The sequence below is a fragment of the Agromyces selenitireducens genome (genome assembly GCF_052748465.2).
In genome coordinates this window covers 808098-819526 of record NZ_CM188259.1, presented here as the reverse complement: position 1 = coordinate 819526, position 11429 = coordinate 808098, and the positions used below count along the sequence as shown (strand labels likewise).

14 protein-coding genes are annotated in these 11429 nt (G+C 69.3%); 5 read left to right on the top strand and 9 right to left on the bottom strand.

What is annotated here, in order from left to right; genetic code table 11:
• Window positions 1–6 precede the first annotated feature (6 nt).
• From ACULK4_RS03865 to ACULK4_RS03850, 4 genes are read right to left on the bottom strand one after another with little or no spacing between them, the layout of a single operon-like run.
• Window positions 7–1158 (bottom strand): mandelate racemase/muconate lactonizing enzyme family protein, encoded by a 1152-nt coding sequence (locus ACULK4_RS03865; RefSeq protein ID WP_445965144.1) that lies wholly within the window; start codon window positions 1156–1158, stop codon window positions 7–9.
• A gap of 7 nt (window positions 1159–1165) precedes the next feature.
• Complete coding sequence (locus ACULK4_RS03860; protein ID WP_445965143.1) at window positions 1166–2068, bottom strand: carbohydrate ABC transporter permease; 903 nt, start codon at window positions 2066–2068, stop codon at window positions 1166–1168.
• The gene (locus tag ACULK4_RS03855) at window positions 2061–3005 is read right to left on the bottom strand and encodes a carbohydrate ABC transporter permease (RefSeq protein ID WP_445965142.1); all 945 of its coding nucleotides are present in this window, start codon (window positions 3003–3005) and stop codon (window positions 2061–2063) included. Before ACULK4_RS03855 ends, ACULK4_RS03860 begins: the two co-directional genes overlap by 8 nt.
• A gap of 1 nt (window position 3006) precedes the next feature.
• Window positions 3007–4377: an ABC transporter substrate-binding protein gene (locus ACULK4_RS03850; RefSeq protein WP_445965141.1), complete on the bottom strand. Its 1371-nt coding sequence runs from the start codon at window positions 4375–4377 to the stop codon at window positions 3007–3009.
• Between the two features lie 109 nt (window positions 4378–4486).
• Between ACULK4_RS03850 and ACULK4_RS03845 the strand changes: the two genes are divergently transcribed.
• The 3 genes from ACULK4_RS03845 to ACULK4_RS03835 all read left to right on the top strand — a co-directional run bounded on the left by ACULK4_RS03845 (window position 4487) and on the right by ACULK4_RS03835 (window position 6211).
• Window positions 4487–5272, top strand: a complete 786-nt coding sequence (locus tag ACULK4_RS03845; RefSeq protein ID WP_501043354.1) for an FCD domain-containing protein — start codon at window positions 4487–4489, stop codon at window positions 5270–5272.
• A gap of 169 nt (window positions 5273–5441) precedes the next feature.
• Entirely contained in the window at window positions 5442–5807 is a 366-nt protein-coding gene (locus tag ACULK4_RS03840) for a cupin domain-containing protein (protein WP_445965139.1), read from the top strand.
• A 32-nt stretch (window positions 5808–5839) separates the two neighbouring features.
• Window positions 5840–6211, top strand: coding sequence for a hypothetical protein (locus ACULK4_RS03835; protein WP_445965138.1), 372 nt, complete (start codon window positions 5840–5842; stop codon window positions 6209–6211).
• 22 nt (window positions 6212–6233) lie between these two features.
• Here ACULK4_RS03835 and ACULK4_RS03830 read toward each other — a convergent pair whose 3' ends face one another.
• The 4 genes from ACULK4_RS03830 to ACULK4_RS03815 form a co-directional block, all read right to left on the bottom strand.
• Window positions 6234–6866 (bottom strand): putative glycolipid-binding domain-containing protein, encoded by a 633-nt coding sequence (locus ACULK4_RS03830; protein ID WP_445965137.1) that lies wholly within the window; start codon window positions 6864–6866, stop codon window positions 6234–6236.
• Between the two features lie 26 nt (window positions 6867–6892).
• Window positions 6893–7417, bottom strand: coding sequence for a dihydrofolate reductase family protein (locus tag ACULK4_RS03825; protein WP_445965136.1), 525 nt, complete (start codon window positions 7415–7417; stop codon window positions 6893–6895).
• Between the two features lie 41 nt (window positions 7418–7458).
• A complete protein-coding gene (locus tag ACULK4_RS03820) occupies window positions 7459–8535 on the bottom strand; it encodes a winged helix DNA-binding domain-containing protein (RefSeq protein WP_445965135.1) in 1077 nt (358 codons plus the stop codon).
• Between the two features lie 97 nt (window positions 8536–8632).
• Window positions 8633–9001 carry a nuclear transport factor 2 family protein gene (locus ACULK4_RS03815; RefSeq protein WP_445965134.1) on the bottom strand — a complete coding sequence of 123 codons (369 nt, stop codon included), beginning with the start codon at window positions 8999–9001 and terminating at the stop codon, window positions 8633–8635.
• 156 nt (window positions 9002–9157) lie between these two features.
• On the opposite strand from ACULK4_RS03815, the gene ACULK4_RS03810 reads away from it, so the two are divergent.
• Together ACULK4_RS03810 and ACULK4_RS03805 are read left to right on the top strand one after the other, a co-directional pair.
• Window positions 9158–9553: a hypothetical protein gene (locus ACULK4_RS03810; RefSeq protein ID WP_445965133.1), complete on the top strand. Its 396-nt coding sequence runs from the start codon at window positions 9158–9160 to the stop codon at window positions 9551–9553.
• Window positions 9553–10716 (top strand): hypothetical protein, encoded by a 1164-nt coding sequence (locus ACULK4_RS03805; RefSeq protein ID WP_445965132.1) that lies wholly within the window; start codon window positions 9553–9555, stop codon window positions 10714–10716. The genes ACULK4_RS03810 and ACULK4_RS03805 overlap by 1 nt, the downstream gene beginning before the upstream one ends.
• Here the strand turns inward: ACULK4_RS03805 and ACULK4_RS03800 are convergent.
• Window positions 10710–11402, bottom strand: coding sequence for a LysE family translocator (locus tag ACULK4_RS03800; protein WP_445965131.1), 693 nt, complete (start codon window positions 11400–11402; stop codon window positions 10710–10712). The two genes, ACULK4_RS03805 and ACULK4_RS03800, sit on opposite strands and share 7 nt — an antisense overlap.
• Window positions 11403–11429 lie beyond the last annotated feature (27 nt).

The following is an 11429-nucleotide window of genomic DNA, read 5'->3' as shown; positions in this document are numbered from 1 at the left end:
TCCGTCTCAGCGCTCGACGCCGTCGAGCACGACGCGCAGTCCCGCGCGGACGGGGCGCATGTGCGGTCCGGCGGGATTCGCCCAACCGTCGCCGTTGCGGGCGCCGTCGATCGCGACCTCGTCCACCCGGATGCCGGCTCCCGGCTCGTCGCTGAGGACGATGCCTCCGTCGGCGAACTCGTGATCGACCAGCACGCCATCGGCGAACTCGGTCGCCTGCACTTCGGTGGTCAGGTGGTTCGGCACCGCCGTCATGACATGCGCCACCGCCGGGTTCGCGTTGTAGCCGACCGGGCTGATCGGCAGGTCTCGGGCGGCAGCGGCGAGCCCGAGGCGTTGCATGTGGCTGACCCCCCAGATCGCGCCCGCCTGCACGACATCGGGCGCGCCGGCGTCGAACAGGGGCCGGAACTGCTCGACGCCCGTGAGGTTCTCGCCGGTGGCGACGGCAGCTCGGATCGCGGTGCTGAGGCGAGCATGGCCGACCGCGTCCCAGCGCCGGAGCGGCTCCTCGACCCAGAGCAGGTCGACGTGTTCCTCGATGGCGCTGACGTAGCGCACGGCCTGCTTGACCTGCCACGACTCGTTCGCGTCGAGCATGAGTCCCGGCCGCGAGGTGTTCGCCGAGAGCGCGTCGGCCAGGATGCCGAGGCGACGCAGGTCGGCGTCGACGTCGAGACCGCCCTTGAGCTTGCCCGCGACGAAGCCGCGGGCGGCGAACTCGGCGTAGAACGCGGCGAGCTCCTCATCGCCGAGGGCGATGTCCAGGCCGGACGCGTAGCCCGGCACGAACCGGTCGCGGCCACCGAGCAGACGCCAGAGCGGCTCGCCCGCGGCCTTGGCCTTGATGTCCCACAGCGCGGCGTCGAACGTCGCGACTCCGCCGTACGTCGCGCCGGCGTGGCCGGACTTGAACACCTGCGCGAGCATGCGGTCGAAGAGCGCCACGACCCCGCGCGGATCCTCGCCGTCGATCGCCGGGAACAGGCGCGCGAGATCGGCGTGCGAGCCGACGCCGACGCCTTCGATGCCGGCGTCCGTCTCGACGATGACGAGCGGCACCTCGGTGACGGCCTCGACGATGTGTCCGTTGGCGTCGCCGATGGCGCGTCGCCAGTGCTGCTGGGCGGTCAGGGTGCGGTACCCGGTGATCCTCATGACGTCCTCACTCCTTGGTCCCGCCCGCTGTCATTCCCTCGACGAGGAAACGCTGCGCGAACAGGAAGATCAGCAGGATCGGCGCGACCGAGAGGAGGGTCGCCAGGGCGAGCGTCGGCAGCTGGATGACGATGCTCGACGCGGTCGTCGGGTTGAATGCGGGGACGTTCGACAGCAGGTTGGCCAGTCCGACCTGGACGGGGATCTTGTCACCGCCGACAACGAGGAACGGCAGGAAGTAGTTGTTCCAGTTGGCCACGAAGCTGAAGAACCCCACCAGCGCGATCACCGGCGTCGCGAGCGGCATCGCCACCTGCGTGAACACCCTCAGCTCTCCCGCACCGTCGATGCGAGCCGCATTGAGCAGGTCTCGCGAGACGGCGGTGGAGAAGTAGATGTACGTCAGGTACACGCCGAACGGGAAGAACGAGAACGGCAGGATCACCGCGAGCGGGCTACCGATCAGGCGGGCCGCGCTGAGTTCGAGGAAGATCGGGAGCACGAGCGCCGTGTTCGGAATGAGCATGACGATGAGGGTCGTCATGAGCAGGAGCCTCCGGCCCTTGAATTCGATCAGCGCGAGAGCGTATCCGGCCGGGACGCTCACGAGGAGCGTGATGGCGAGCGCAGTGAATGAGTAGAAGGCGGAATTGCCGAGCCACGTGGCGAACACGCCGCTGCCGAAGGCGAACAGCTCGTTCCAGTTGACCGCCAGCTGCTCGAGCGTGCCGACGCTGAACGGTCCGTCCAGGAGCAGCTCGGAGTTCGTCTTCGTCGGGGCGAGCAGCAGCCAGATGATCGGCAGGATGAAGAAGGCGGCGAACGTGATCAGCAGCACCGCCACGAGGGCGCGGCCGACCCACTGGCCGGGGGTGAAGGCGCGCCGTCGGCGCACGGCGAGATCAGTCACGTTCGAACAACTTTCCTCGGAAGATGAAGATCGTGGACAGCCCGAGCGCCACGACGAGGAGCATGACCGAGATCGCGGCGGATCCCGAGAAGTCCCCCTGTCGGAACGCGTACAGGTAGGCGAGCTGGTTGAGCGAGTAGTCCTCGGGCACGACGTTCTTCGTCGCCTGCGCGAGCACCTTCGGCTCGACGAAGAGCTGGGTGCCCGCCGCGAGCGACATGATGCCCATGTAGCTGATCCACTTGGTGAGCATGGGCAGCTGGATGTGCCAGGCGACCTGGAGCGCGTTCGCGCCGTCGATGCGGGCGGCCTCCATGACGTCGGCGCTGATGTTGTTCAGCGCGCCGTACATGATGACGATCCAGCCGCCTGCCCCGGCCCAGAAGGCGATGACGGTGAAGACGACCGGAAGGTTGCCGACCGCCACGACGTTGACGAGCGACTCGTAGCCCATGGCTCGCAGGAGCGCCGAGACCGGGCTCACCGAAGGGTCGAGCACGAAGAGCCAGAGCAGCACGCTCGAGGCACCCGCGATCGCACCGGGGATGTAGAAGAGGAATCGCGCGGCGTCGCCGAGCCAGCGGACGCGGATGCCATGCACGACGATCGCGAGCACGACCACGAGCACGATCAGGCTGACGAGCCAGTAGAGCACGTAGAGCGCGACATGGCCGACCGCGGGCAGGAAACGGTAGTCGCCGAAGACGCGGACGAAGTTGTCGAAGCCGACGAAGACGCCGTTCCGTGTGAACGAGAGGTAGAGCGCGTAGAGCGTGGGGAGCAGTCCGAACGCGATGAGCAGCAGCGTGTAGCCGCTGACGAACATGTAGCCGTAGCGCGACTGTCCCGCATTCACCCTGGTGGCGCGCCGGCGGTCCGGCCGACGCCGCCCCGAGGGGACGACGTCGGCGGGAGCCGGAGGTGCGGTGACGGTCACGTTACTCGACCGTGTACCCGTTGACGGTGGCCTCGTTCTCGAGCTCCGTCTGCCAGGCGGGAAGGAGCGAGACCACGCTCTCCCCCTCCGCGATGCCGGGGATGACGACCTTCGCCCAAGCAGTCTCGGGGCTCCACGAGGTGACGTTCCATCCGCCCCAGATCTGGCCCGCGGCATCGGACATGACAGTCTTGAAGTCGTCGTTGACGAAGTAGCCGGCCTCGGCCTGCTTGTCGAGCCACTTCTCGGCGGCCGACGTGTAGGCGGGATACCCCGAAGAGGCCTCGACCTGGAACTCGTCGGCACTCGTCACGAACTCGAGGAAGGTCTTGACCGCCTCGAGGTTCTCGGAGTGGCGCGAGGCATACCAGATACCGCCTCCGACGTTACCGGCCGCGACCTCGCCGCCCTCCCACTTCAGCGGGGGCGCGACGCCGATCTCACCAGCGGGCGTCGCGAGTCCGCCTTGGAAGATCGCGCCGGTGTACCATACCGGGCCGGGCACGCCCACGAGCTTGTCGGCGTAGTTGGCGGCGAACTCGGGGCTGAAGAAGCTGTCCTGCACGAGCGTGCCGTTCTCGAGCATCCCGTCGATGATCTCGGAGATCTCCTGGGCGTTCTCGTCGGAGGTGTCCGAGTGGAAGACCCCGGGCTCGGGCGACTGGAAGACCGGCGATTGCGAGCCGCCGTAGTAGATGTACGTCATGAAGCTGTCGCCCATGCTGCCCAGGATGTAGCCCGGGTGCTCGGCAGCGAGCTTGTCTCCGAGCTCCGCGTACTCCTCCCAGGTGGTCGGCACCTCGTAGCCGAACTCGTCGAGAAGCCTCTGGTTGTAGTAGAAGACCGTCTGGGCGAGGTCGTTGCGCAGGCCGTAGACGGTGCCATCGATCGTGGCGTAGTCCAGCGAGCCCTCCGCGAACCCGTCCAGGAAGTCCTGGTCCATGAGGCCCTCGTTGAGCGGTGCCGCGAAGCCGGGCTCGCCCTGGGGTGTGTCCTTCGACGCCCAGATCGCATCGTTCTGCTGCGTGGAGAAGACGACATCCGGCCAGCCGTCGCCGGCCTGGTCCATGAGCGAGATCTTGCTCTGGAAGGACCCGCTTCCGCCTGCGTTGCCATCGTAGGTTTCGAGCTCGACATCGATGTCGGGGTAGGCCTCCTGGAAGGCGGTCACGGCGGGCTCGCGCGAGGCGTCGACCCAGACCGTGATCGGGCTGTCGGCCACCTGTTCCGCTGCCGCGAAGCCGTAGGAGTCGTCACCCCCCGCGTCCGCGCCGGAGGCGCAGCCGCTGAGGATGAGGAGGCCGGAGGCCGCGGCGGCCCCGGCGATGATCAGCCGAGATCCTCGGCGTCGGAAGGACGAGTGCTGTGACATGTCGCGCATTCCTGTTCTGGTCGGCGTCGCTGACGACTGGGCGCCCGGGGGACGGGCTCGAAGCGATTACATCATACGTCTTACAAAGACGCAAGGAAAGGTAATAGGTGTGACCAGTTTGGACGGCTATGCTTTCGACATGCCCCTAGAAGCGCGCACAGGTGTCGAGCAGGCGACCGCCTACCCGACGATCGCAGCCCGCGCCCGCACGCCCCGACTCGGTGTGACCGTCGTGGCCGACCTCGTCGACGCGATCGTCCGGGGCGACCTCGCGCCGGGGTCCTCCCTGCCACCCGAGGCAGTGCTCTGCGAGCAGTTCGGCGTGAGCCGGACCGTCATCCGCGAGTCCGTGAAGCGCCTCGAGGAGAAGGGCCTCGTCACCGTCGCCCAGGGTCGGGGCACGCAGGTGCTCGGCGCGGAGTCGTGGAACATGGTTGACGCCACCGTGCTCTCGGCGCTCGTCGCGAACGACGCGACGCTCGGCATCCTCGACGACCTCAGTGTCGTACGCGCCTCACTCGAGGGCATCGTCGCGCGTGACGCCGCCGTGCGGCGCACTCCCGAGGAGCTCGAGCGGCTTCGCGAGGCGCTGCAACTCATGCGCGACACGATCGAGGACGAATCCGCATTCAATGCGGCGGATGTGGTGTTCCACACCACCGTCGGCGAGATGAGCGCCAATCGGCTCGCGGTGAACCTCGTGCAGATCCTCTTCGACCAGGCGCGCGAGAGCGCTCGTTTCCATCTCCACAGTCGGCTCGACATCACCCTGCACGAGCACGAGCGCGTCTTCGCCGCGATCGAGGCGGGCGATGCGGATGCCGCGGAGCAGGCGATGCGCTCCCACATCGCAGACGCCTGGGAACGCCGGCGTCCGCCGAGCCCGAAGCGCTGAAGTTGCCGGGGAACCTCTCGGGTGCCGTCCACCTTCCGTCGCGATAGCCTCGACGCGCGGCCATCCGCCGCATGCACGAGCTCCCGATCGTCATCGACGATCCCAACGCCCCCTCGTCCACTGCGTCCCGCACGTTGCGGAGCACCCTCGCACCAACGAGGATCGGACGATGAGCGCTCAGGTTCGCAACGTGCAGGACGCCCTCGACTCGTTCTCGGAGCACTGGCAGCCCCGCCGGCTCGCGAGCGTGAACGACTACGACGTGAAGGTCGTGAAGCTCCTCGGCGAGTTCACCTGGCACTCGCACCCCGAGACCGACGAGCTGTTCATGGTGCTCTCGGGTCGGCTCGTCATCCAGCTGCGAGACGGCGATGTGGAACTCGGCCCGGGCGACGTCTACGTCGTCCCCCGCGGCATCGAGCATTGTCCGAAGGCCGCGGGCGAGGTCTCGGCGATCCTGATCGAACCCCAGGGCATCGTCAACACGGGCGACACCCCGAGCGAGCGCACCACGCAGCTCCGCGAACTCGGCTGAGCCGTCGGAGCGCCCCGCGATACGCTCACCGCATGCCCGCCGCGATCGCCCTCACCGTCATCCTCGCCGTGCTCGCGGCGTTCCAGCTGGCGCTGGCACTCGGCGCGCCGCTCGGCCGGTTCGCGTGGGGCGGCGCACACCGCGTGCTCCCGACGAGGCTGCGCATCGGCAGTCTCGTGTCGATCGTGATCTACGCCGCCATCGCCGCGCTCGCGCTCGACCGGGTCGGGCTCATCGACGTCGTCCCCGACGCCGTCTCGACCATCGGGATGTGGGTCGTGTTCGGCTACTTCGTGCTCGGCATCGTGATGAACGCCATCTCGCGCAGCAAGCCCGAGCGCTACACGATGACCCCGGTCGTCACCCTGCTGGCGCTCCTGAGCCTGCTCGTGGCGCTGAGCTGAGTGCGCGTCCCGAGCCGCCCCGTCACCGGATGTCGGCCAGCCGTCCGATGCCCGGATAGTCCACTACCAGGGCGTCGTCATCGACCTCGAGCTCGGCGGCGAAGTCGCTGTCGAGGCTGCGGAACCGCACCCGGCGCCGGCCGCCGACCGTCGTCGACGCGTACGCCTGGTCACTGCGGATGACGCGCAGCGACGGCACCTCGACCCACGCCATGACCAGCGCCGTCTCGGCCACGTCGGCGTCGAGCAGCCCGAGCCGACGGATCGGCATCGTGTTCGTGAGCGGGCACAGGCCGAGGTCGCAGTCGAGCGCGTCGGCGACGCTCGACGGATCGGCCAGCCCCGCGGCAGGCAGGTCGACGACGCCCGACTGCTGCACGTCGGCATGCCATTCCCCCTGCGGCGAGCGCTCGAGGTCGAGGGTGCGCCACCAGCCGAAGCCCCGGGCGGTCACGCGCAGCGCGCGGGTGCGCCATCCGTCGCCGATGTCGAGTTCCCAATCGGTCACGTACCGGTGGGTGCGGGCCCCCCCGATCGCGTGCATGCTCCCCTCGGTGCCGAACCGCACGCAAGCCGTCTCGATACGGTCCGGGTCGTCATCGCCGATCCAGGTCCGCAGACGCGGTGCGCCGTGCTCATCCGTGTGCTCGTCCATCGCCCCTCCGCTCGACGGCATGCACGCTACGCCGGCGCGTACCTCGCGGCGATGATCCCCGAGTCGAAGCTCCGCACGTCGAGCAGCCGGAGTCCGACCGGATGCGGCGTGCGCAACCGGTCCTCGGCGTTGCCGACCAGGAACGGATGTATCCCCGCGTGGATCTCGTCGACCAGCCCGGCGTCGACGAGCTCGGCCGCCAGTCGGCCGTAGCCGTGCGAGATGATCGACCGGTAGCGGTCGCGCAGGCCCCGCACCGTCTCGGCCACGTCTCCCTGGATCAGCGTCGCGTTCCAGTCGAGCGGACCTGTCAGCGTCGTGGAGGCGACGTATTTCGGAAGTGCGTTGTAGTGCGCGGCGAAGCCGCGATGGTCGGTCTGGGCCGGCCAGTACTCGCGGAAGAACTCGTAGCTCCTGCGGCCGAGCAGCACCGCGTCGGCCCCGAAGACGAGTTCGTCGGAATGCCGCACCAGATCCGGATCGTCCACGTCGAACCAGTGCTCCATCTGGTCGAACACCCCGTCGAGCGTCATCTCGAATGAGATCGTCACCCTGCCCATGGGCTCCAGCTTCCTCCGGCGCGGTCCGGATGTCACTCCCCCGGCGCCGCCTCGATCCGCACCGCCGGCTCGAGGCCGAGGTAGTCGGCGTAGCGCGCGGCGGCATCCCGGATCGCGGTGACCTCACCCCGGCGAAGCGCCCGATACGGCCGGATCTCGAACGTGACCGCCTTCGCCGCGACCGAGCGCTTCATGCCGGCGACCAGTTGGCCGGCGACGAGCGCCATGCCGAGCGACGATTCGCGCCCACGCGGCACGATGCCGTCGGCGTCGAGCACCCACCGCGAGTCCTGGTAGCCCCGGTACATCTCGTCGAGCACCTGCAGCAGGTGGCCGTCGGGCGAAACGGATGCCGCAGCATCCCCGGCCGCGTGCCGGAACGTGCGGCCGTCGTGGTCGAACGACGTCAGCCGATCGCCGGCGCCGGCGATCCCCCGACGCACGTCGGTCACGGTGAGCGTCGCCCAGTACGACAGGTCGCGCTCGGTGGCGGGCCCGTGCGACGCGAAGTAGCGCACGGCGAGCTCGGCGAGTGCCTCCTCGCGGTCGAGCCGCCTCGGCTCCGGCACGCGATCGGCGAACAGCGCGTAGGTGTGCGCGCCGTCGCGCGGCACGCCGCTGGTGACCACGCCCCGCACTTCGAGGAAGCCGAGCAGCAGCATCAGCTGCTGCCCGGTGAGCTGCTCACCGCGTTCGGCCAGGGCGACGGCGAGGTCGGCGCGGGTGCGGTCGGATGCCTCGTCGAGCAGCTCCTCGACCGCGTCGGCGAGCGCGGTGATCCGTCCCGCCAGCGGTTGCAGTTGCTGCTCGAACACGGGCATCACGCGAGGCGCGGTGAGGTCCTGAAGCCACTGCAGGTCGTCGGCGTGCACGTAGTGCCACGTGGAGCGCAGCACGTGGGTGCGCAGCACACGACCATCGGCGAGCGCGGCGGCCAGGTCGTCCGGTCGCGGCGACGTCGTCCGGGTCGCGACCGCCCACGCCGACTGCGACGCGTTCTCGGCCTGCACGGCCACCAGCGACCGCACCACCCGCTCGGCCCCCTCGACCGGCGCGACGAGCAGCTGCGACTGCAGTCGCCAACGGGCGAGGTCGCGATCGGTGGTCACCCCCGTAGCGTATGGCGATGCGCCCGCCAGCGGCATCGGCTCACGTCGCCCTTGCGCCCCGGACCGGCGCCTCTTCGCCCCAGCGCAGGCGGACTGCTCAGCTGGGAAGCTCGACCGTGTAGGAGACGATCTCGGTGATGCGCCCGTCGTCGGCGAAGTCGTAGATGTCGCAGGATGCCACGATCGAGACGTCGCCCCCGGCATCGGTGTACCTGGCAAGGCTGTCGACCACCACGCTCTCCTCGCCGACGACCGTGCGGAATCGCTGGAACTCGGTGGTGACCGCCGCCAGGTCCGCAGCGGTGCGTTCGATCGCCTTCTCGACCGCCTTTCGGCCGACGAGCGGATCGGCGCCGACCAGCGTCCAGATGATGTCGTCGGCCAGGTGCGGCAGCGCGAGCTCGAACCGGTGGCTCGAGAACGCCCGCGCGATCTTCTCGGTCGTGAGGTCGGTCGTGACGTCCATGTGGTTGCCCCCTCGCGCGGCATCCCGCGCCTTCGCGGATGACGGATGCGATCAGCATCTTCCGGCCGATCGCCGCCGTCAAGTGCGGATGCCGTTCCCGCACCGCCCTCGTTGACAGCACCACCGGCCGGTGGGACCGTGGTGAGGGGGATGATCATGGCCGATGTCGAAATCCCGTTCCAATGGCTGGTCGCGGAATCCGTCGCCCCGGAGGTCGTCGATGCACTGACCTCGGCGGGCGTCGCACTGGACGACGCCGAGCCCCGGCCTGCACCCGCCGATCTGGCCTCGGACACCGACGACGCCGGCTTCGAACCGCTGCTGCTCATCGCCGGGGCGGCCGCGATCGCCTACCTCGCGCGAGCGATCTCGGGCATCGTTCGCGATCACCGTCACGGCGGCGTCGTGATCGACCGTCGTGGGCCGAAGCTGACCGTTCGCGAGCGCGTCCGCGGGGTGAACGCCGGCACGGTCGTCGTGGTCGGCGACGACGGGGCGCAGGTGTTCGCCGCACCGGACGATCGGACGCTGAGCACGATCCTGGGCAGCTGATGCACGCGACACTCAGCCGGGTGTCGCTCGTCACCGAGATCGACGCTCCCCACCGTCCGCCCGATCGTCGGTACGTCGAGGACCCCGCGCACTTCGACGTGGAGCTGTCTCGCGTGCTCATGCACGAGGCGACGCACTACTGGCAGCAGCTGAGCTCGCCGGCCCTGCTCATCCTGGCCGGCGACGACTGGCAGAGCCTCCTCAGGTTCCGGAGCACCGGGTCGGCCGACGGCACCACCACGCTCCGGCCGCAGTTCACCACGCCGCATCCGGCATTCGGATTCTCGATCCTCGATCTCGTCGAGTGCCTGAGCCGCTACTGGGACATCCTGAACACCGGACCCCACGACCTCGTCGAGGCGGAGCTCGCCGAGGGCGGACAGCTGAGCCCGGAACTCGCCGCGGAACTCGAGGACGCGCGCGTCAACGGCCTGTTCCGGTCCGACGACGACGGGTTCAGCTTCGCGACCGTCTCGCTCGCGATGCGGATCATCGGCGGATCGTACGCGCGACCGTATCGCGACCTCGAGCAGCGGCTCGGGTTCATGACCGTGGTGCTCTTCCCGCTGATCGCGCACTGGGCCCTGCAGACCAATGACCCGGTCCGGATGTTCGATGCGTTCACACTGCGCGGCGGATCGGCGGTCGCGAGGTCGCTGAAGCGATCCGAGCGGATGCGGTTCCTCCGGCCGCGGGTGTCCGCTCCCGACCTCGAGGAGGAGCAGGAGCGGCTCTACCTCAAGCTCGTCCCGCTCATGATGGACGTCGCGAAGGGAAGCGGCACGGAGGTCCGCCTGGGGAGCGAAGCGCTGGCGTACACCGCGCTGGCCGACCATCCGGTGTACCGATGGGCGATCGATTGGGTGTCTCGACTCGGCCACGCGGCGATGACGGAGGGGTTGGGACGGGACGTCCGGCGCCGGTATCGGGGCGACGAGGTGTGCGCGCTGATCGTCGCCGACCGGATGCTCGCCCTTCCCGGCGGCGATCACCGGTCGTGGCTGCATGCCTACCTCACGCCGCCGGTCCACCGGTTCAACGACGGACTCACCTGGTACACGAACGTCGAGCCGGTGCACGACGACAACGTCCGGATCGCCGACCAGTGCATCGAGATCCACACCGCCTGGGAGGAGTACCGGCAGGCGCGGCGTGGCTACTGACCCCCGACCAGGTGCACCGACTGCTCGACCACGAGCACCGCCGCGAGGACGATCATCGCGCCGCCCGACACCCGCGACACGATCCGCATCGCCGACGGGCGCAGGCGCAGCACCGTCCGCGCGCCGAAGCCGACGACCGAGTAGACCAAGGCGCACGCCGCGACGAAGATCAGGCCGAGCACCGCGAGCTGCACCGGGATCGGCCAGGCGCCCGCGGCATCCGTGAACTGCGGCAGCAGCACGACGAGCACGAGCAGGCCCTTCGGGTTGAGGCCGCTGACGCCGGCGCCCTGCAGCAGGCGAAGCCACGGGCGAGCGGATGCCACGTCGCGCCCGCCGCCGTCACCGATGACGCCGCCCGCGCCCGGTCCGGCCGACCCGCCCGCCGGCACCAACGCCGCCACCACGGGCGGCGCCCGCAGCACGCGCACGCCGAGGTACGTCAGGTAGATCGCCGCGGCGAACGTCAGCCCGACGATGAACCCGGGCAGCGCCGCGACGACGGCGCCGACACCGATCGCGACCGCGGCGACCGTCACGAGGTACCCGGCGAGGATCCCCGTGAGCGAGGGGAGGATGCTGCGCTCGCGGGTGCCCGCAGCGATGAGGTAGGCCCAGTCGGGGCCGGGCAGCAGCACCATGAGCGTCATCATCACGGCGGCGGCGAGCAGCAGTTGGGTGTCCACGAAGAGAACGGTACGGATGTCGCCGGA